Genomic DNA, 20,474 nt, shown 5'->3' on the forward strand with positions numbered 1-20,474 from the left:
GGCCTATGCCGTCTCCTTGCCGGCGAAGCCGCACAGATCGCGGACCACGCAGGCCGGACAATCGGGTTTCCTGGCCTTGCAGACATAGCGGCCGTGCAGGATCAGCCAGTGGTGGGCGTGGTTCTTCCAGCGGGCCGGCGTCGCCGCCATCAGGCCGTCTTCCACCTCCAGCACCGTTCTTCCCGGCGCCATGCCGGTCCGGTTGGCCACGCGGAAGCAATGAGTGTCCACCGCGATGGTGGGCTCGCCGAAGGCGACGTTGAGGACCACGTTGGCGGTCTTGCGCCCGACGCCGGGCAGCGCCTCCAGCGCCGCACGGTCCCGGGGCACCTGGCCGCCGTGCTGGTCCAGCAGGATTTGCGACAGGGCGATGACGTTCCGGGCCTTGGTCCGGTAAAGCCCGATGGTCCGGATCGCCTCGGCCAGCCGGTCCTCGCCCAGCGCCACCATGGCGGCGGGAGTGCTGATTGCGGCGAACAGCGGCCCGGTCGCCTTGTTGACGCCGACATCGGTGGCCTGGGCCGACAGCACCACCGCCACCAGCAGGGTATAGGGGTCGGAATGGTCCAGTTCGCTCCTGGGCTCGGGATTGGCCGCCGCCAGCCGGGCGTAGAAGCGGTCGACCTGATCGGGAGTCATGCCCCCAGGACCTTCAGCGCCTCGCCATGGACCCGCGCGTCGCCGGCGGCGCAGACGCGGCCGTCGGATTGGATGGTGAGCGGCCGGCCGGACCATTCGGTCATGACGCCGCCGGCTCCCTCGATCACCGGAGCCAGGGCGCCGAAATCATAGGGCTTGAGCCCGGCCTCGACCACAAGATCCACATGGCCGGACGCCAGCATGGCATAGGCGTAGCAATCGGCGCCGTAGCGAGTGCGCTTGACCCTGGCGGCGACGCGGTCCCAACCCGGCCGGGTGTCGGGACCGAACAGTTCCGGAGCGGTGGTGAAGGCATAGGCGTGGGCGAGATCGGGGCAGGGCCGCACCCGCGCCGGAACGCCGTTCAAGGTGGTGGGGCGGCCGGCCACCCCCAGCCAGCGCTCATCCAGGACGGCCTGATCGATAACGCCCAGCACCGGCCGGCCATGGTGGAACAGCGAGATCAGGGTGCCGAAGCTCGGCATTCCGGTGATGAAGGCGGCGGTGCCGTCGATGGGGTCCAGCACCCAAACCCACTCGGCATCGCAATTGGCCCGACCGTGCTCCTCGCCGAAGATGCCGTGCCCCGGCTGCTCGGCGGCGATGATGGCGCGCATGGCGGCCTCGACCTCGCGGTCGGCGATGGTGACCGGACTGTTGTCGGCCTTGTCGTCGATGGAGAAGGCCGAACGGAAATAGCGGGCGATCACCGGCCGGGCGGCGTCGGCCAGGCGTCCGGCCAGGGTCACGAACTCGGAGGGGCATGCGGTCATGGCGGGCTATCCGGATAGCGTGGAGGCGGGGCGAGTGTGGCGCGAAAGCCGCCGCCTGACCAGCCCGGTTCGCAAGGATTCCGTCCCGCCGCGTCCGTTTCGCCACCGACCGGCCAAGGGGCTCAGTGCCCCCGGGCCTGCTCGGCGGCGTGGGCGGCGGCGGCGCGGACGTGGTATCCCGCCACCATCTTGCGGATCACCACGTAGAAGATCGGCGTGAAGACCAGCCCGAACAGGGTGACGCCCAGCATGCCGAAGAACACCGTGGTTCCAAGGCTCTGGCGCATCTCGGCGCCGGCGCCGGTGGCGATCACCAGCGGCAGCACGCCCAGCACGAAGGCAAGCGAGGTCATCAGGATGGGGCGCAGACGGGTGCGGCCGGCATGGACGGCGGCCTCGATGCGGTCCATGCCCTCGGCCTCGGCCTGGCGGGCGAATTCGACGATGAGAATGGCGTTCTTGGCCGCGAGGCCGATCAGGACGATGAAGCCGATCTGGGCCAGGATGTTGATGGGCATGCCGCGCACGATCAGCCCCGAGACGGCGGCCAGAAGGCACATGGGCACGATCAGCACCACGGCGGCAGGCAGCGACCAGCTTTCATACTGGGCCGCCAGCAGCAGGAAGACGAACAGCACCGAGGCGGCGAACACCCACAGGCCGTTGTCGCCGGCCAGCAATTCCTGCAACGCCAGTTCGGTCCATTCGAAGCCGAAGCCATCGGGCAGCCGCTCGTCCGCCAGTTGGCGCATCTGGGCCAGGGCATAGCCGCTGGCGTAGCCGGGCGCCGCCGCGCCCTGGATCTCGGCCGCCGGAAACAGGTTGTAGCGCGGCACCCGGTAGGGGCCGGTATCGGAGCGGAAGGTGGTGACCGCGCCCAGCGGCACCATCTGTCCCTTGTCGTTCCTGACCTTGATGGTGGAGATGTCGCCGATCTCGTCGCGGTAGGGCGCGTCTGCCTGGGCGGTGACGCGGAAGGTGCGGCCCAGGAAGTTGAACTCGTTGACGAAGGCCGATCCCAGATAGACCTGCAACGCCTCGGATATCCGCTCGGTCGGCACGCCCAGCATCTGCGCCCGCACCCGGTCGATATCGAGCTGGACATTGGGGGTGCGGGTGTTGAACAGGGTGAAGATGCCGGACAGGCCGGGGACCTGGGCCGCCGCCGCCGCCATGTCCTGGGCGGCATCCTCCAGCGCCTTCGGCCCGCGCCCGCCCTTGTCCTGCAACATCATCTTGAAGCCGCCGGCGGTGCCGATGCCGCGCACCGGCGGCGGAGCGATGGTGATGATGAAGGCGTCCTGGATGGCGCCCAGGCGCTTGCGCAATTCCGCGGTGATCGCGTCGGCCGACAGCCCCTGGGCATAGCGCTCCTCGAACGGCTTCAGCGGCGTGAAGATGGCGGCGGCGTTGGAGGCATTGGTGAAGGTGGCGCCGTCCAGGCCGGCGAAGGCGACGGTATGGCCGACTCCCGGCGTCGCCGCCATGATCCGGGCGGCACGTCCGACCACCTCGCGGGTACGCTCCAGCGACGAGCCCGGCGGCAATTGCACGACCGTGATCAGATAGCCCTGGTCCATGCCGGGGATGAAGCCCTTGGGGGTCTTGACGAATTCATAGCCGGCCAGCCCGATCAGCCCGGCATAGGCCGCCAGCATGATGAACGAGCGCCGCACCACCACGCGGGTCAGCCGGCCATAGCCGCCGGCCATGCGTTCGAAGCCCCGGTTGAACCCCCGGAAGAACAGGGTGAACGGCCGGGTCCAGGCCTTGCCCTCGTGATGGTCGTTGGGACCGTGGCCGCGGAACAGCAGAGCGCACAGCGCCGGCGACAGGGTCAGCGACACGATCAGCGAGATCACGGTGGAGGCGGCGATGGTGACGGCGAACTGGCGGAAGAACTGGCCGGAGATGCCGGGGATGAACGCCGCCGGGATGAACACCGCGCACAGCACCAGGGCGATGGAGATCAGGGCGCCGCCGACCTCGTCCATGGTCTGGTGGGCGGCGGAGCGGGAATTCATGCCGTCGCGCATGTTGCGCTCGACGTTCTCGACCACCACGATGGCGTCGTCCACCACGATGCCCACCGCCAGCACCAGCCCGAACAGCGACAGGTTGTTCAGCGAATAGCCCATGGCGCTCAGCACCGCGAAGGTGCCGATCAGCGAGACCGGAATGGCCGCCACCGGAATCAGCGACGCCCGCCACGTCTGAAGGAAGACGATCACCACCACCACCACCAGGATCACCGCCTCGAAGATGGTCTTGATGACCTCCTTCACCGACTGGGCGATGAACTGGGTGGGATTGTAGGCGATGGTGTAGGTGATGCCGGTGGGAAAGGTCTTGGACATCTCCTCGACCTTGGCGATGATGCGCTCGGCGGTGGCGAGGGCGTTGGAGCCGGGCCGCTGGAACAGCGCCACCGGCACGGCGTTGTCGCCGTTCAGGCTGCCGCTGACGCTATAATCCTGCGCCCCCAGCTCGATGCGGGCGATGTCCTTCAGGCGGACGATCCGCCCGGACGGATCGGTCTTGACGATGACGTTCTCGAACTGGGCGGGCTCGGTCAGGCGGCCCTGGGTCTGCACCGACAGCTGAAAGGCGCCCTGGCTGGGAATCGGCGGCTGGTTCAGCACGCCGGCGGCGATCTGGACGTTCTGGGCCTGAAGCGCCTTCACCACCTCGCCGGCGGTCAGGTTGCGGGCCGCCGCCTTGTCCGGATCGATCCAGACGCGCATGGCGTAGTCGCGGGCGCCGAAGACCCGGACGTCGCCGACGCCGTCCAGACGGGCCAGCACGTCCATCATTTGCAGCGTCGCGAAATTGGACATGTAGAGCTGATCGCGGGAACCGTCGGGCGAACTGAGGTGAACGACCATCAGCATGTCGGGAGAGTTCTTGGCGACGGTGACGCCGATGCGCTTGACGTCGTCGGGCAGCCGGGCGGTGGCGATGGCGACCCGGTTTTGCACCAGCACCTGGGCGGTGTCGAGATTGGTCCCCAGCGCGAAGGTCACCGTCATGCGGAGATTGCCGTCCCCGGTGGCCTGGCTGTTGATGTAGAGCATGTTCTCGACGCCGTTGATCTTCTCCTCCAGCGGCGCGGCGACGGTGTCGCTCACCACCTGGGCCGAGGCGCCGGGATAGGAGGCGCTGACCACGATGGTCGGCGGCGCGATCTCGGGATATTGCGCCACCGGCAGGCTGAAGAACGCGATGCCGCCGACGATGGTGATCAGCAGCGACACCACCGTGGCGAAGATCGGGCGATCGATGAAGAAGTGGGACAGGCGCATGGCTATTCGATCTTGCCGGGCTGGGGCGTGACCTTGGCGCCGGGGCGGGCGCGCATCAGGCCGTTGACGATGACCTGATCGTCGGCGGCAAGGCCGTCCCTGATCACCCTGAGGCCGTCCTGAAGTGGTCCCAGCCGGACCGGCTTGGGAACGACGGTGCCGTCCTTGACCGTCATCACCAGCTTGCGGGCCTGGTCGGTGACGATGGCGGTATCGGGAACCAGCAGGGATTCGTAGGGCTCGGAGGCGGCGAGACGAACGCGCCCGAACGAGCCGGCGGCGATGGCGTGGTCGTCGTTGGGCAGAACGGCGCGGATGCGAATGGTGCCGGTGCCGCGATCGAACTGGTTGTCGACGAAGTCGATGCGGCCCTCGCGGGGCCAGCCGACCTCGTTGACCAGGCCGATGCGGACCTGGGCCCCCGACAGGGCCGCGCCGGGCTTGCCCTGGCCCCGCCGGGCCTGGGTCAGGAAATCGGCCTCGGTCATGTCGAAGATGAAATGGATGGGGGCCTGCGACACGATGGTGGTCAACAGGGTCGGCGCGGCGATGCTGGGGCCGCCGCTGACCAGATTGCCGACGCTGACCTGGCGGGCGCCGATCCGCCCCGAAATGGGAGCGGTGACACGGGTGAACGAAAGGTTCAGCTCGGCCTCGCGCAGGGCGGCGCGGGCGGCCTCGACGGTGGCGCCCGCCCCCCTGGAGGCCTCGGTGCGCTGGTCCAGGGTGCTTTCGGCGACGAAATCCTTGCGGCGCAGTTCGCCGGCGCGGCTGAGCTGGCGCGAGGCGTATTCCTTGCTGCCCGCCGCCTGATCCAGCCGCGCCCTGGCCGACGCCACCGCGATCTCGTAGGGACGGGGGTCGATGACGAACAGCAGGTCGCCCTTGTCGACCATCTGGCCGTCGGTGAAGTGAATCTCGGTCAGATAGCCGGCGACCCTGGCCCGCACGTCGACGCTGTCGACCGCGACGAACTGGCCGGTATAGTCGGTCCATTCGGTGACGCTGCGCTTGGCCGGCTGCGCCACCGTCACCGGCGGCGCGGCGGTCTGGGCATCCGCCACGTCCCCCGCCGCCAGGATCAGGACCGCGGCCAGAAGAGCCGGCAGGAATGAAGGACCTCGGTTCGGCTTGCTCGACATTGTTCCGATCCGGCTGAAGTAAACTGAACTGGACAGTTTTGTTCTACAGAGCCGGGGCCGTCCCGGTCAATCGCCATCAACGGGTCAGGGCCGGACGGAAACGCCCATGGCGGCCGGAAAATCATCGGTCCGCACGAAGCCGGATTCGAAACCGACGATGCACAGGGTCACGATGTCGACCGAGCCGGAATAGCGGCAAGACACCTTGCCCTCGGTTCCGGCCTCGATCTTGGGCGTGATCGCGGGACAGGACAAGGTGGCGGGATAGTCGGTCAGCGGCCGGACGCAGGGGTCGCCCTCCTCCTCCGACAGGCCGAGGACGACACGGGTCACCGGAAAGCCGTTGTGGTTACGCAAATGGACGGTCAGGGTGGAAAAACCGCTGACCGACCCCGAAAGCTTGGCCAGGCGGCTGGTGGCCAGGCGGTGAAGGCGCTGGACCCGACGCAATCCGTCGGCGCGGGCGTCGCTCAATCCGCGCGAGAACCGGCCGCCGGCGCGGGGATCGCTGGAATGGACCATGAAGCCGTGGCTGGCGTCGCGGTCGGCCACCCAGGCGACGAAGGGATTGTAGCCGGGATCCTGCTCCGCCGCCGCCGCATAGGGCAGCCGCAGGACGAAGCGGTTGTGGCAGGCGAGGCGGATGGACTGTTCCCGCGAGTCCGACACCTCGCCCCGCATTTGCTCGGCGACGCATTCGTCATAGGTGGACGGGCCGTCGATACGGTCCAGCATCTGGGCCCGGACCGGGAAACCGAACAACAGGGCGGCGGCGAGACCGGCCGCCAGGGCGAATGTCGATGGCGTCATCGGGCGTCAGTCCTCCGCTTGCGGGCGCGGGCAGAATCGCACGCCCGCCGGTGGCGGGGAAGTCCCCGTTTCACTCGGTCACGCCGCCTTGCCGTCGTCGCGCAGCCAGATGTAGAGCGCCGGAATCACCAGCAGGGTCAGCAAGGTGGACGACATCAGGCCGAACACCAGACTGAGCGCCAATCCCTGGAAGATGGGATCGGTCAGGATGAAGGCGGCGCCGATCATGGCGGCGGCGGCGGTCAGCACGATGGGCTTGACCCGGGTCGCCCCCGAATCCAGCAAGGCCCGGCGCAAGGACGCGCCCTCGGCCTGACGGTGGCGGATGAAGTCCACCAGCAAGATGGAATTGCGCACGATGATGCCGGCCAGGGCGATGAAGCCGATCATCGAGGTGGCGGTGAAGGGGGCTCCGAACAGCAGGTGGCCGACGACGATGCCGATCAGGGTCAGCGGCACCGGCACCAGGATCACCAGCGGCAGCCGGAACGAGCCGAACTGCGCCACCACCAGCAGATAGATGCCGAGGATGGCGACGCCGAACGCGGCGCCCATGTCGCGGAAGGTGACGTAGGTGATTTCCCACTCGCCGTCCCACAGCAGGGTCGGGCTGGATTCGTCCCGGGGCTGGCCGTGATAGGCGATCCGGATGTCCTCGAGGCGGTCGTTGACCGCGAACATGCCGTAGATGGGCGCCTCGAAGCGGCCGGCCAGCTCGGCGGTGATCATCTCGGCGAAACGGCCGTCGCGGCGGAACAGCGGGGCCGAGGCGGGCTCGTACGACACCTTGACCACGTCGCCCAGTTCGACCACGCCGGCCCTGGACGGAACCGGCGTGTTGGCCAGCAACTCGCCGGGATGCATGTCGGATTTGGGCAGGCCGATGACGATGGCCAGGGGGGTGGCTCCACCGCCGCGATGGGAATAGCCGACCTTCACGCCGCCCATCAGGGCGGTGATGGTGTCGTAGACCGCCTGTTGCTCGACGCCGTGGAATTCCAGCTTCTCCTGGTCGATGGAGATTCTGAGCCGCATTTGCGGCGCCGCCAGCGAATCGTCGACGTCGACGATGAAGTCCACCGCCTGGAACGCTTCCCTGACCTTGGCGGCGGCCTCGCGGCGGCTGGCGTGGTCGGGACCGTAGATCTCGGCCAGCAAGGTCGACAGCACCGGCGGGCCGGGCGGCACCTCCACCACCTTGACGGCGGTCCCCTCGGGCATCGGCAATCCGTTCAGCCGCTGGCGGACATCGAGCGCGATGGCGTGGCTGGCGCGTTCGCGGTCGTGGCGCGACAGCAGGTTGATCTGGAGATCGCCCAGTTCCGGCGACTGACGCAGATAGGAGTGGCGCACCAGACCGTTGAAATTGAACGGCGCGCCGGTACCGGCATAGGCCTGGATCGAGGACAGCTCGGCCAGATCCTTCAACCGCGCCGCCGCGTCCATCAGCACCCGCTCGGTATCTTCCAGCGCAGCCCCCTCGGGCAGGTCGATCACCACCTGAAGCTCGGACTTGTTGTCGAACGGCAGCAGCTTGACCGTCACCAGCTTCAGCGGAAAGAACGCCATGGCGGCGAGGGTGGCCAGGGTCACCCCCAGCAGCAGGCGCTTGGACTTGCCGCGGCCTTCCAGCAGGGGCGTGGCGATGCGCAGATACAGATCGCTCAGCTTCGAGGATTCGGAATGGGCGTGGGCGGCGGTGGCGGCGGCGTTGCGGCCGGCCACCTTGACCAGCAGCCACGGCGTGATCGCCACCGCCACGAAGAACGAGAACACCATGGCCGACGAGGCGTTGGCGGGAATGGGGCTCATGTACGGCCCCATCAGGCCGGAGACGAACATCATGGGCAGCAGCGCCACCACGATGGTCAGGGTGGCGACGATGGTGGGATTGCCGACCTCGGCCACGGCGCGGATGGCGGTGTCGGTGGTGTCGGTGCCCTTGTCCAGCCGCCAGCGCCGGACGATGTTCTCGACCACCACGATGGCGTCGTCCACCAGGATGCCGATGGAGAAGATCAGGGCGAACAGGCTGACCCGGTTGATGGTGTAGCCCATGACGTGCGAGGCGAACAGGGTCAGCAAGATGGTGGTGGGCACCACCAGCGCCACCACCACGCCCTCCCGCCAGCCCAGCGCCCAGGTGATCAGGGCGACGATAGACAAGGTGGCGAGGCCGAGATGGAACAGCAGCTCGTCGGCCTTGTCGGACGCGGTCTCGCCGTAATTGCGGGTGACGCTGATCTCCACGTCGGCGGGCAGCAGCCGCGCCTTGATGGACTCGAGGCGTTCCAGCAGGTCGGCGGCCACCACCACCGCGTTGGCGCCGGCCCGCTTGGCCAGGGCCAGGCTGACGGCGGGAACGCGGACCAACTGGCCGTCGGCGCCCCTGGCCATATGCCATGCGCGATGCTCGGCGGTGTCGCCCCCCACCACCACGCGCGCCACGTCCTTGACATAGACCGGGCGGCCGTCGCGGGCGGTCAGCAGCAGGTTGCCGATATCGGGGATGCCGGTCAGGGTCTGGCCGCCCACCACCGGCAGGGTCTTGCCGGCCTCGCGGACCGCGCCGACCATGAACGAGCGGTTGGCGTTGGCGACCTTGTCCACCAGCTGGTTGAGGGTGACGGCGTACAGCGCCAGCTTCTCGGCATCGGGCTCGACCCGGATCTGGTCGCGCCGGGCGCCGGACAGATAGGTCAGGCCGACGTCGTCGACCTTGATCAGTTCGTGACGCAGTTGCTCGGCCAGTTCGGCCAGGGCGGTTCCGCTCCAGCGCTCGGCCGCCTCGGGCTTGGGCGCCAGCGTCAGCACCACGATGGCGACGTCGTTGATGCCGCGCCCGACGATCAGCGGTTCGGGAATCCCCACAGGAATCTCGTTCATGTGGGCGCGCACCTGCTCGTGCACCCTCAGGATGGCGATATCCTCCTGGGTGCCGACCTTGAAGCGGGCGGTGACCACCAGCCGGTCGTCGCCGGTCTGGGAATAGACATGCTCGACGGCGTCGATGCCCTTGACGATCACTTCCAGCGGCTTGGTGACCAGTTCGACCGCATCGGCGGCCTTCAGCCCATTGGCGGCGACCATGATGTCGACCATGGGGACGCTGATCTGCGGCTCCTCCTCGCGCGGGAGCGCCATCAGGGCGATCAGTCCCAGCGCCAGCGAGGCCAGCAGCAGCAAGGGCGTCAGCGGCGAGGCGATGAAGGCCTTGGCGATATGGCCCGAGAGACCCAGCTTCATGTCGCTCACCACGTCACCACGTCGCCGTCGCGCAAGCCGGACAGTATCTCGACGCCGTCCGCCGTGATCTGGCCGGTCTGCACCACCACCTCGCCTCCTGACTTGAGGCGGACCACGTCGAGGCCGAGGCGGCGGCTGATGGCGTCCCTGGGCAGGACGAAGGCGTCGCGGCTGCCGGTGCTGACATGGACCGGAATACGCTCGCCGACGAAGAAGTCGCCAAGGCCGTCCACCGTCACGTCGGCGGTGACGCGGCCGTTCTCGATGCGGGGATAGACCTTGCGCACCACTCCGGTGCGCGGCGGCTGGTCCGCCATCCCGAGGGCGCGGGGACCGACCAGGACGGTGTCGCCCACCTTGATGAAGCGGGCGTGGCGTTCGGGCAGGGCGAGGCGCAGCGCGTAATTCTCCACCGCGATGGTGGCGACGACGTCGCCGGGCAGCACCACCGAGCCCTCGGTGACGTGAACCTTGAGGACGCGGCCGTTGGCCGGAGCCAGCACGGCGCCCTCGCCGCTGCGCTCGGTCAGGACGGTGCGTTCCGAGCGGGCGGCGGCGATGGCGCGTTCCGCCACTTCCAGCCGGGTCCGGGCGGCATCGAGCCGCATCTTGGTGCCGGCGCCCTTCTCGAACAGCTCGGCCGAGCGCTGGAACTCGGTCCGCGCCAGATCGCGCTCGGCCTCCAGCGACTTGATGCGGGCCTCGGCCCCGCCGATCTGCGGCGCCAGCTTGGTGTCGGCGACGGTGGCCAGGCGCTGGCCGGCCTCGACCCGCTGGCCCTCGTCGGTGGCGAGATCGGTGACGGTGCCGCCCAGGCGGGCGCGGGCGGCGGCCTCGTGCTCGCTCTCCACGGTGGCGGCCACCGCCTTCAGATCGTCGACGCGGCGCAGCCTGACCTCGACCTCCCCGGCCAGGGAGGGAGAGGCGAGCGCCAGGATCACAAGGGCGGGCAGCAGTCTCATGGAACGACCTTCACTGAGGATTGGGCTTGACTAATATATTAGCATTAGCTAATTTTACAACAGTTCAATTCGCAGACACTGGAGTCTCCCCCATGACCATCGACCGCGCCGTCATGACCTTCGCCGGCCTCATGATACTCCTCAGCCTCGCCCTGTCCCAGGTTCATAGTGCCAATTGGCTGTGGTTCACCGCTTTTGTCGGCGCCAACATGCTGCAAGCCTCGTTCACCGGCTTCTGCCCGCTGGTGATGATGCTCAAGCGCCTCGGCATGAAGCCCGGCTGCGCCTTCGCCTGATCCGGCCGGACCTTTGCCGGAATCGCGGCCGCCCCCCGGAATCGCGATCGGCGAAGGTCCACCCCGGTCATTAAGCCTGCGCGTATATGAGTCTTGCTAAATGTATCGGACCTGAAATACACTATGCGAAACGTTATTTGCGCAGGCAGATGGCGATCCCGAATCGGCCACGAAGAGCCGGTGGGGATGGGAGGAGGCGAATGGGGGGTCTCTCCTGGTCGGAGAGATTGCGGCGAACGCCGCGGCATCCATTTGCAGGGTTGACGATCTTGAATGTCTCCGCTCCCCTTGGGGCGCGGCGGCGTGACGCCTGATCCGCGAATGGAGGGGACGTGTCGGACATAGCTGCAACCACAATAGTCGGCGCGGGCGCCTTCGTGGTCGGGTCGGTGTTTGGCTGGACGGCGCAGAAAACCAATTTCTGCACCATGGGCGCCATTTCCGACATCGTATTCATGGGCGACTGGCGCCGGTTCCGGGCCTGGATGCTGGCGGTGGCGGTGGCGATCATCGGCACCCAGACGCTTCAGCTGACCGGGCTGGTCAATATCGGAAAATCCATCTACCTCACCCCCAACCTGGGCTGGGCCGGCGCCATCCTGGGCGGCGCCATGTTCGGCTTCGGCATGACCATGGCCGGGGGCTGCGGCAACAAGACCCTGGTGCGCATCGGCGGCGGCAACCTCAAATCGGTCATCGTCTTCCTGGTGCTGGGCTTCTTCTCCTACATGACGCTGCGCGGCCTGATCGCGCTGGGCCGCATCCAGATGGAGGCGCTCAACCTCAATCTCGCCTCGCTGGGCCTCGCCAGCCAGGGCATGCCCGACATCCTGGCCAAGATCACCGGACTTCCGGCCGCCACCGCGCGGATGCTGCTGACCGCGCTGGTCGGCGGCGGCCTCGCCCTGTGGTGCTTCAAGGACGCCGAGTTCCGGGGATCGGGCCACGACGTGATCGGCGGCCTGGTCATCGGCCTACTGATCGTCGGCGGCTGGGCGGTCAGCGGCATCCTGGGGGCCGACGAATTCGAACCCTTGCCGGTGACCTCGTTCACCTTCGTCGCCCCCATCGGCGGCGCCATGCAATATCTGATGAGCTTCACCGGCGCCACCATCGATTTCGGCATCGCGGCGGTGGGCGGCGTCATCTTCGGCTCGTTCCTGGCGGCCAGGACCGGCGGCAGCTTCCAACTGGAAAGCTTCACCGGCACCGACGACCTGCTGCGCCACCTGCTGGGCGCCGCTCTGATGGGCACCGGCGGCGTGCTGGCGCTGGGCTGCACCGTCGGCCAGGGCATCACCGGCATGTCGACCCTGGCCCTGTCGGCACCGATCGCCCTGGGCTCCATCGTGTTCGGCGGCGTGCTGGGGATGAAATACCTGGAGGAGGGAACGCTGCCGGGCGCCCTCAAGGCCGTTTTCGGGCGGGCCTGAACCAAGGCCCGCCCCATCGTCTTGCTCTTGGGCAAAGAACAGGAAAGAGGATCATGCCGCAATCCCGTAACCAAGCCTTCACCATGAACCGCCGCCGGGCGGTGGGCGTTCTCGGCGCCGCCGCCGGCATCACCTGCGCCGGCTTGCTGCCCGGCCGGGCCGCAGCCACGCCGGCCGAGGCCGACGCCCTGATGAAGACCCTGACCGGTGCCGCCGCGCCAAGCGAGGGCAAGGTGAAGCTGCACCTGCCCCAGATCGCCGAGAACGGCGCCACCGTGCTGATGAAGGTCACCGTGGACAGCCCCATGACCGCGAACGATTACGTCAAGGTGGTGCATGTGGTCGCCGAGGGCAATCCGCTGCCCGCCGTCGCCTCGTTCCACTTCACCCCCAAAAGCGGCAAGGCCGAGGTGTCGACCCGCATCCGCCTGGGCAAGACCCAGAACGTGCACGCCGTGGCGATCATGAGCAACGGAACCGTCTGGCACACCAAGGAAGAGGTCAAGGTCACGGCCGGCGGCTGCTGACCCAGATACGAGGAAGCGAAGACCATGGCGACTGCCAACGCGAAGATCAGGGTGCCGGAAAAGGCCAAGAAGGGCGAGATCGTCGAGATCAAGACCGCGATCACCCACGACATGGAATCGGGCCAGCGCAAGGACAGCTCGGACAAGCCGATTCCGCGCAGGATCATCAATAAGTTCCTGTGCACATACAACGGCGCCGAGGTATTCCGCATGGACATGCAGCCCGCCGTTTCCGCCAACCCGTTCATTTCGTTCTTCGTACTTGCCACGGAAACCGGCAAGATCGAGATGACCTGGTTCGACGACAATGGAGAGACCTATACCTCGGCCGCGCAGATCACGGTCGAGTGATCATTCACTGTCATAAAAAACAACCAACGTTTCCTGGGGAGGAGAACAGATGAAGAGATCCCTTGCAGCGATCCCGGCGATCCTGGGCCTCGCGATTCTCGCCGCCCCCGCCGAGGCGGGACCGATCAACGTCATGGCCGACGCCTGCTCCGGCTGCCACGGCACCGACGGCCAGAGCGTCGGCGCCATGCCCGGCTTCGACGCCAAGGCGGCCGACGCCAAATCCGCCGCGGAACTGAAGAAACTGCTGCGCGACTACCGCAGCGGCGCCCGCGAGGCAACCGTGATGGGGCGCATCGCCAAGGGCTATACCGAAGCCCAGCTCGACGCCATCGTCGACCACTTCAAGAAGTGAGGGCCCGGCCATGATCAATATTTCCCGCAGGACCTTCACCGGCTTCGTCGGCGCGGCCGGCGCCCTGTCCGCTCTCGGCCTGTCCGGCTGCGGCGGCGGTCCCCGCATCGTGGTGGTGGGGGGCGGCTTCGGCGGCGCCACGGCCGCCAAGTACGTCAAGCGCTACCTGCCGTCGGCCAACGTCGTCCTGATCGACGCCGACAAGAGCCACTTCACCTGCCCGTTCTCCAACACCGTCATCGCCGGCATGAACGACATGGCCTTCATCGAACGCAAGTTCGACGCCCTGGCCAACAAGCACGGCATCACCGTCGTCACCGATCTGGTGGTCGGCATCGATCCGGTGTCCAAGGCGGTCAAGACCAAGGGCGGCAACACCTTCAACTACGACAAGCTGGTGGTTTCGCCCGGCATCGACCTGAAGTGGGGCGCCCTGGCGGGCTATGACCAGGCCGCCGCCGAGATCATGCCGCACGCCTGGAAGGCCGGCCCGCAGACCATGCTGCTCAGAAAGCAGATCGAGGCCATGCCCAACGGCGGCGTCGTCGCCATCAGCGCCCCCGGCAATCCGTTCCGCTGCCCGCCCGGCCCGTACGAGCGCGCCAGCCTGATCGCCAATTACCTGAAGCGCAACAAGCCCAAGTCCAAGATCCTCATCCTGGATTCCAAGGACGCCTTCGCCAAGGACAAGCTGTTCAAGGAAGGCTGGGAAAAGATGTACGACGACATCATCGAATGGGTGCCCGCCGCCAAGAACGGCAAGGTCACCAGGGTCGACGCCAAGGCCGGCGTGCTGGAGACCGATTTCGAGAAGATCAAGCCGGCGGTCGCCAACGTCATTCCGCCGCAATCGGCCGGAGCCATCGCCATATCGACCGGCCTGACCGACAAGAGCGGCTTCTGCCCCGTCAATCCGAACACCTTCGAATCCACCCTGGTGAAGGACGTGTTCGTCATCGGCGATTCCTGCATCGCCGGCGATATGCCCAAGTCGGGCTATTCCGCCAGCAGCCAGGCCAAGGTGGCGGCCGGGGCCATCGCCGCCATGGTGATGGGCGACAAGCCCGCCCCCATGTCGGCCATCAACACCTGCTACTCGCTGCTCGCCCCGGATTACGGCATCTCGGTCGCCGGCGTCTATTCGGTGCAGGACGGCAAGATCGCCGCCATCAAGGGATCGGGCGGCGTCAGCCCGATGGGGGCGCCCTATCAGTTCCGCAAGAAGGAAGCCGATTTCGCCGGCGGTTGGTATGCCAGCATCAGCCAGGACAGCTGGGGCTGACGCCAAGAAACTGACGGAACATTACATTCCCCACCACGCCTTTATTTAGGCGTGGTGGGTTTCGTCATGGCGTGCCATTGCTATTATACTTTCACCTTACGTAAAACCTCAAAAGCTGCCCTTGCAATGTATTTGCTGGTTTGTTTATATAAGATTTGTGTCGATTGAGGCGCGGCCAACGCGCCCGGAAGACGACCAAGCCGGAGGGAGGACCACCCATATGATCGCGCGCAGTCTCTTTGCCCTTGCCATCGCCGTGACCGTCCTGACGGGCGGCGCTTTCACCGCGGCCGCGGCCGAACAGGAATCGGCCATCGCCCGCGGCGGCCGCCTCTACGACAACTGGTACAAGGAAAAGAAGATGGATCGGCCCGACAAGGCCCATCCGGCTTATCCGGCGACCGGCAAATATCCCAAGCAGTCCTGGCGCTGCAAGGAATGCCACGGCTGGGATTATCGCGGCAAGGACGGCATCACCGCCAACAACGACCACAATGTCGGCATCAAGGGCATCAACGCCGCCGCCGGCAAGGACCCGGCCGCCATCGCCGCCCTGCTGCGCGACAAGACCCATGCCTACGCCCCCGAACAGCTGAACGACAAGGATGTCCAGGATCTGGCCCTGTTCGTCTCCAAGGGACAGGTGGATACCTCGAAATTCATCGATTCCGCCTCGGGAAAGCCCAAGGGCAACGCCGCCAAGGGCGAGGTCTACTACAACACGCTGTGCGCCGGCTGCCACGGCATGGACGGCAAGAAGGTCAGCACCGGCATTCCGCTGGGCCAGGCCGCCGAGAACCCCTGGGACATGCTGCACAAGTCGCTGAACGGCCTGCCGGCCGAGGCGATGCCTGCCCTGCGCTCGCTTGACCCGTCGGTGGCCTCGGATACCGTCGCCTATACCCAGTCGCTGCCGAAATGACCAGCGGGGCCGGAAACGGCGGCCGCAAGTGGCGAACGATGGGGCTGGCGGCGATTGCCGTCGTCGCCGGCATGGCGCTGATGCTGGGCATGATCGGGGCGATGGAGTGGACGAACCGTACCGAGTTCTGCGTCTCGTGCCATTCCATGCAGACCAATTACGATGAACTGAAGAAATCGGTTCATTACACCAACCGGTCCGGCGCGCACGCCCAATGCGCCGATTGCCACGTCCCCAAGGAATGGGGGGCCAAGGTGATCCGCAAGGTGCTGGCGGTCAACGACGTCGTCGCCGAGATCAAGGGGACGCTGGACACGCCGGAAAAGTACGAGGCCAAGCGCGGCGAACTGGCGGAAAGGGTATGGAAATACATGGCGGCCAGCGGTTCGCGCGAATGCATGACCTGCCATTCCTACGAGTCCATGGGGGGGCCGAAGCAGAGCACGGCCGCTCGCCAGAAGCATAAGGACGCCGCCCAGGAAGGCCGGACCTGCATCGCCTGCCACAAGGGCGTGGCCCATAAGATGCCGCCCCGCGAGGAGTGACCCGCCACCGGCTCGGGTGGAACGACGCGACAGTGAACCCGCCCTTCCCGCCACCGCGCGGGAAGGGCTTTTCATTGCTGAGTGGAACCGCCTCGATGCAGACACCAAAGGAAATCGTGATGGCGAACCTGTGGACGACACTCTCCTGCACGTCCCGTTTATCTCTTTCCGCATTCGTCGGGGCGGCTCTGCTGGCGATAACCGGGCCTACGGCTGCGGCGGACGACCTGCACGTCCTGTGGAACCGGCAATGCGGCGGATGCCACGATCACGCCGGGGATTTCGCCCGCGACTCGCTGCGGGTGATCGACGGACAACTCGTCGGCAAGAGGCTGGGCGACACCGTCAACACCTATCTGGAAAAGCACAACGGCGGCTATTCCCCAGAGATCATTGCCGCCATGGCCGACATGCTGAAGGCGCAGGCGGGGACGCCGGATCTGTTCCGAACCATGTGCAATGAGTGCCATGGCCTTGCCACCCAATTTGTCCGTGAGCAGATCGTCAGCCGTGACGGTCGGCTCTATGGGCGCTATTCCGGCCACGATGTCGGCGTTACCCTACGTCGCCACGGCGGTCTGGATGACGAACAGGCGGCATTGATGTTGCAGGTGCTCGCCAGGATCGAGCGCGAGGTCCACCGCCCGTGACCAGGACGCCGTTACGGCAAGAGGCATTGGGAAGTTACTTCAGAACAATTCCGTTTCCCGTTTTTGCCACCCCGTCTATACTCCCGCCGATTTGTGCTGCGATGCAGCACCAACAAGCGCCATGGAGATGCAGTAATGAACGGCGAATCCCTGAACGGAATGTATTTCGAGGAACTGTCGGTCGGTCAGTCGGCCATCTTCGCCAAGACCGTGACCGAAGCCGACATCGTCGCCTTCGCCGGGGTGTCGGGCGACTTCAACCCGGTGCACATCAACGAGGAATTCGCCAGCCAGACCATGTTCAAGGGTCGCATCGCCCACGGCATGCTGTCGGCGGCCTTCGTCTCCACCGTGTTCGGCACCAAGCTGCCCGGACCGGGCTGCATCTACGTGTCGCAGCTGCTGAAGTTCAAGGCGCCGGTGCGTATCGGCGACACCGTCACCGCCCGGGTCGAGGTCACCGGCCTGACCCCGGAAAAGAAATTCGCCACCTTCAAGACCACCTGCTCGGTGGCCGGCAAGATCGTCATGGACGGCGAGGCCACCCTGATGGTTCCGTCCAAGGGCTGACAGCCGCAAACGAGGGGGGCCGCCATTCCTAACGGCCCCCCACTCCCGTCTCCCCTTTTCAGCCATGTGCGCCGCGCATGGCCGATCTACCCGCCCTTTCGCATGTGCGAGAGGCGATGTACATCTCCGGCACGCGCAGTCACCGCGACACCCGAACCGGCATCGCCGTCCGGGGCCAAGGAGAGCAGAATGTACTTTTCCACCATGGATATCGTGTTGGCGGCCATCGCCCTGCTTGCCGTCGTCGGCGCGGCGATCTCCATCAGCGCATGGCGCCACGCCGTCCGCCTCGACCGCGAGGCCGCCGACCTTCCCGACGACGGCGTTTCCTCGACCGTCTGACGCCCCCTCCGGTTCCGGAATCCCGGCGTCAGTCCATCAGCGACGACAGATAGGCCCACAGATTGGTCCAGTCGGCGGCGGAACGGGCCTTGAGGATGTCCATGTCCTCGTGCTTGCGTTTGCCGTTCAGGAAGGTTTCCACCTGCACCTTGAGGTAATGGATGTGCTGGCCGGCCAGCGGCGGCTTCTTGACGCGGCCCTCGCCCTTGCGGCCGTGGCAGGCGGCGCAGTCGGCGTCATAGAAGGCCTTGCCGGCGGCGACGTCGCCCGGCTCGCGCGGGATTTGCAGCACCTTCTTCATGATTTGCAGGCGGGCATAGCCGTCGGCCGGCATGTCGGCCGGCGGCTTGGTGTCCAGCTTGATCTCGGAGAGGTAGCGGGTGACGTCGAGGACGTCGGCCTCGGACAGTTCGCGATCCACCGCGAAGGGAATCATGGGGATGTTCTCGCGCTCGCGGGTCTTGAACTTGCGCATCTGGTCGGCCAGGTAATCGGCATTGATCCCGGCCAGGCGCGGATACTGCCCGCCGCCGCCGCCATTGCCCAGTTCGCCATGGCAGCCGCCGCAGATGCGCATCACGTCCTTGGCGTTGTCGGGATCGTAGACGTAGGGCTGTCCCTTGATCATGATGGGAGCCTGCTGGGCCCCGGCATCGGTCCCGGCCAGGAAAACGCCCCCCCAAACGGTGGCGGCGGCCATCGCCAGACGCAGTCCAATCCTCATCTCGGGTCCCTCCAGGTCAGGATGATGCCGTCGGTATCAACGCCACCGGCAAATTGCATTGAGCAAAGTCAAGTGACGCCCGGCATGGATGGACGGGCGGGCGGGCCTCGGCTATACAGACCCCCATGCTGGGACGCCTTATCCGGATCATCGCCGTCAACATCGCCATACTGGTCTTCGGGCTGCTGGCGATCGAGGCGCTGTTCGGAACCTGGTTCAGCAACGATCCGCTCGACCGTCTCAACATCGCCCGTTCCAGCGCCGCCCAGGTGGACGCCACCGGCCTTTATCCCGATGGCCGCGAATTCACCTATCGCCGCGATTCCTGGGGATTTCGCGGCAACGGCATCGACCCGGCCGCCATCGACATCCTGACGGTGGGCGGCAGCACCACCAACCAGCTCTACCTGCCCGACGAACTGACCTGGCAGGCGGTGGCCGCCGCCCGGCTGGCCGAACGGGGCAAGCCGGTCGGCATCGCCAATTCCGGCATCGACGGCCAGAGCACCGTCGGGCATCTGTTCAATTTCGAGACGTGGTATCCGGCGATTCCCGGCCTGAAGCCCCGCATCGTGCTGGCCTATGTCGGCATCAACGACGCCATGATCGGGGTCAACAGCACCGACACCCTGGCTTTTTCCAGTATCTTCAAATGGTTCCGCCACAACTCGGCGCTGTTCCGCCTGGGCCGCACCGTTACCGGGATGCTGGAGGCCCGGCGGACCAACCTGACCCACAGCGCGCTGGACTTCGCCCGCGCCCAATGGACCGACACCCCGAACACCGCCACCAACCGCGAGGCCCGGCCGGTCGCCGACCCCGCCGCCTATGCCGAGCGGCTGCGCCGGATGGCCGGACGGATCGGAGCCATGGGAGCCAAGGCGGTGTTCGTCACCCAGACCCGCGGCGATTACAAGGTGGTGGACGGCAAGGTGTGGGGGCTGATCCGCGACGACGAGTTGAACGGCGTCGACAACTGGCGCCTGCTGGACGAGTTCAACCGGGTCACCCTGGCGGTGTGCGCCGAGGGCCACGCGGTCTGCCTCGACCTCGCCGCCGAGCTCGCCTTCGCCGACGGCGATTTCTACGACCACGTCCACAATACCCCGGCCGGCGCCGCCAGGATCGGAGCTTGGCTGGCGGCGCGGCTGGAACCGCTACTCTGACGCGGCCTTCAGCTTGACCAGATCGCCGATGGACACCATGCCGACGACTACCCCGTCCCTGACCACCGGAATATGGCGGCAGCGGGTCTCGGTCATCACCGTCAGCAGGTAATCGACCTCGTCCTCCATGCGGCAGGTGATGACGTCGCGGGTCATGACCTCGGCAACCGACATGTCGATGGAATCCCAGCCGTGGCGGGCGACGGCGCGGGCGAGGTCCCGTTCCGACAGAATGCCGATCACGCCGCCGGTGGGATCGGTGCAGACCAGCGCCCCGATATTATTGTCCTGCAACAGCACCGCCGCCTCGTGCAGCGAATGTCCCGGGCTGACGCAATGAACGACATCGCCCTTTCCGGCAAGAACCTCTTCGACGCGCATGGACGCTTCCTCAGGCTATGGGGAACACTCACCCGATCGAAAGTATGAGGCAAAAC

General features: G+C 66.6%; 21 protein-coding genes. 12 read left to right on the forward strand and 9 right to left on the reverse strand.

Annotated elements, in window-relative coordinates; all coding sequences use genetic code 11:
- Positions 1-3: 3 nt before the first annotated feature.
- The 7 genes from nth to MTBSS4_RS00670 all read right to left on the reverse strand — a co-directional run bounded on the left by nth (position 4) and on the right by MTBSS4_RS00670 (position 10,874).
- On the reverse strand, positions 4-639 hold the full coding sequence (gene nth / locus MTBSS4_RS00640) for an endonuclease III (RefSeq protein WP_173981450.1): 636 nt from the start codon (positions 637-639) through the stop codon (positions 4-6).
- On the reverse strand, positions 636-1,412 hold the full coding sequence (hisN, locus tag MTBSS4_RS00645) for a histidinol-phosphatase (protein ID WP_173981451.1): 777 nt from the start codon (positions 1,410-1,412) through the stop codon (positions 636-638). Before hisN ends, nth begins: the two co-directional genes overlap by 4 nt.
- A 122-nt stretch (positions 1,413-1,534) precedes the next feature.
- On the reverse strand, positions 1,535-4,714 hold the full coding sequence (locus tag MTBSS4_RS00650) for an efflux RND transporter permease subunit (protein WP_173981452.1): 3,180 nt from the start codon (positions 4,712-4,714) through the stop codon (positions 1,535-1,537).
- Between the two features lie 2 nt (positions 4,715-4,716).
- Entirely contained in the window at positions 4,717-5,856 is a 1,140-nt protein-coding gene (locus MTBSS4_RS00655) for an efflux RND transporter periplasmic adaptor subunit (protein ID WP_173981453.1), read from the reverse strand.
- 84 nt (positions 5,857-5,940) lie between these two features.
- On the reverse strand, positions 5,941-6,666 hold the full coding sequence (locus MTBSS4_RS00660) for a hypothetical protein (protein ID WP_173981454.1): 726 nt from the start codon (positions 6,664-6,666) through the stop codon (positions 5,941-5,943).
- Between the two features lie 78 nt (positions 6,667-6,744).
- Positions 6,745-9,912, reverse strand: coding sequence for an efflux RND transporter permease subunit (locus tag MTBSS4_RS00665; RefSeq protein WP_173981455.1), 3,168 nt, complete (start codon positions 9,910-9,912; stop codon positions 6,745-6,747).
- Positions 9,913-9,917: 5 nt separating this feature from the next.
- Positions 9,918-10,874, reverse strand: a complete 957-nt coding sequence (locus MTBSS4_RS00670) for an efflux RND transporter periplasmic adaptor subunit (protein WP_173981456.1) — start codon at positions 10,872-10,874, stop codon at positions 9,918-9,920.
- Between the two features lie 92 nt (positions 10,875-10,966).
- On the opposite strand from MTBSS4_RS00670, the gene MTBSS4_RS00675 reads away from it, so the two are divergent.
- From MTBSS4_RS00675 to MTBSS4_RS00725, 11 genes are all read left to right on the forward strand, one after another.
- Positions 10,967-11,170 carry a DUF2892 domain-containing protein gene (locus MTBSS4_RS00675; protein WP_173981457.1) on the forward strand — a complete coding sequence of 68 codons (204 nt, stop codon included), beginning with the start codon at positions 10,967-10,969 and terminating at the stop codon, positions 11,168-11,170.
- 332 nt (positions 11,171-11,502) lie between these two features.
- Positions 11,503-12,603, forward strand: coding sequence for a YeeE/YedE family protein (locus tag MTBSS4_RS00680; RefSeq protein ID WP_173981458.1), 1,101 nt, complete (start codon positions 11,503-11,505; stop codon positions 12,601-12,603).
- A 53-nt stretch (positions 12,604-12,656) separates the two neighbouring features.
- The gene (soxY, locus tag MTBSS4_RS00685; RefSeq protein WP_254432317.1) at positions 12,657-13,130 is read left to right on the forward strand and encodes a thiosulfate oxidation carrier protein SoxY; all 474 of its coding nucleotides are present in this window, start codon (positions 12,657-12,659) and stop codon (positions 13,128-13,130) included.
- A 24-nt stretch (positions 13,131-13,154) separates the two neighbouring features.
- Entirely contained in the window at positions 13,155-13,481 is a 327-nt protein-coding gene (soxZ, locus tag MTBSS4_RS00690) for a thiosulfate oxidation carrier complex protein SoxZ (RefSeq protein ID WP_173981459.1), read from the forward strand.
- Between the two features lie 49 nt (positions 13,482-13,530).
- Positions 13,531-13,836, forward strand: coding sequence for a c-type cytochrome (locus tag MTBSS4_RS00695; protein ID WP_173981460.1), 306 nt, complete (start codon positions 13,531-13,533; stop codon positions 13,834-13,836).
- A 10-nt stretch (positions 13,837-13,846) separates the two neighbouring features.
- The gene (locus MTBSS4_RS00700; protein WP_173981461.1) at positions 13,847-15,118 is read left to right on the forward strand and encodes an NAD(P)/FAD-dependent oxidoreductase; all 1,272 of its coding nucleotides are present in this window, start codon (positions 13,847-13,849) and stop codon (positions 15,116-15,118) included.
- Between the two features lie 220 nt (positions 15,119-15,338).
- Positions 15,339-16,040, forward strand: a complete 702-nt coding sequence (locus MTBSS4_RS00705) for a c-type cytochrome (protein ID WP_173981462.1) — start codon at positions 15,339-15,341, stop codon at positions 16,038-16,040.
- The gene (locus MTBSS4_RS00710) at positions 16,037-16,585 is read left to right on the forward strand and encodes a NapC/NirT family cytochrome c (RefSeq protein ID WP_173981463.1); all 549 of its coding nucleotides are present in this window, start codon (positions 16,037-16,039) and stop codon (positions 16,583-16,585) included. The genes MTBSS4_RS00705 and MTBSS4_RS00710 overlap by 4 nt, the downstream gene beginning before the upstream one ends.
- 95 nt (positions 16,586-16,680) lie before the next feature.
- Positions 16,681-17,235 carry a hypothetical protein gene (locus MTBSS4_RS00715; RefSeq protein ID WP_173981464.1) on the forward strand — a complete coding sequence of 185 codons (555 nt, stop codon included), beginning with the start codon at positions 16,681-16,683 and terminating at the stop codon, positions 17,233-17,235.
- A 135-nt stretch (positions 17,236-17,370) separates the two neighbouring features.
- Positions 17,371-17,805 (forward strand): MaoC family dehydratase, encoded by a 435-nt coding sequence (locus tag MTBSS4_RS00720; protein WP_173981465.1) that lies wholly within the window; start codon positions 17,371-17,373, stop codon positions 17,803-17,805.
- Between the two features lie 189 nt (positions 17,806-17,994).
- The gene (locus MTBSS4_RS00725; protein ID WP_173981466.1) at positions 17,995-18,147 is read left to right on the forward strand and encodes a hypothetical protein; all 153 of its coding nucleotides are present in this window, start codon (positions 17,995-17,997) and stop codon (positions 18,145-18,147) included.
- 28 nt (positions 18,148-18,175) lie between these two features.
- Here MTBSS4_RS00725 and MTBSS4_RS00730 read toward each other — a convergent pair whose 3' ends face one another.
- Positions 18,176-18,871, reverse strand: coding sequence for a c-type cytochrome (locus MTBSS4_RS00730; protein ID WP_173981467.1), 696 nt, complete (start codon positions 18,869-18,871; stop codon positions 18,176-18,178).
- Positions 18,872-18,996: 125 nt separating this feature from the next.
- On the opposite strand from MTBSS4_RS00730, the gene MTBSS4_RS00735 reads away from it, so the two are divergent.
- Positions 18,997-20,037, forward strand: a complete 1,041-nt coding sequence (locus tag MTBSS4_RS00735) for an SGNH/GDSL hydrolase family protein (protein ID WP_173981468.1) — start codon at positions 18,997-18,999, stop codon at positions 20,035-20,037.
- Here MTBSS4_RS00735 and MTBSS4_RS00740 read toward each other — a convergent pair.
- Positions 20,029-20,418: a CBS domain-containing protein gene (locus MTBSS4_RS00740; protein WP_173981469.1), complete on the reverse strand. Its 390-nt coding sequence runs from the start codon at positions 20,416-20,418 to the stop codon at positions 20,029-20,031. The two genes, MTBSS4_RS00735 and MTBSS4_RS00740, sit on opposite strands and share 9 nt — an antisense overlap.
- Between the last annotated feature and the right edge of the window lie 56 nt (positions 20,419-20,474).

Source organism: Magnetospirillum sp. SS-4, from assembly GCF_902729425.1.
Lineage (GTDB): Bacteria > Pseudomonadota > Alphaproteobacteria > Rhodospirillales > Magnetospirillaceae > Phaeospirillum.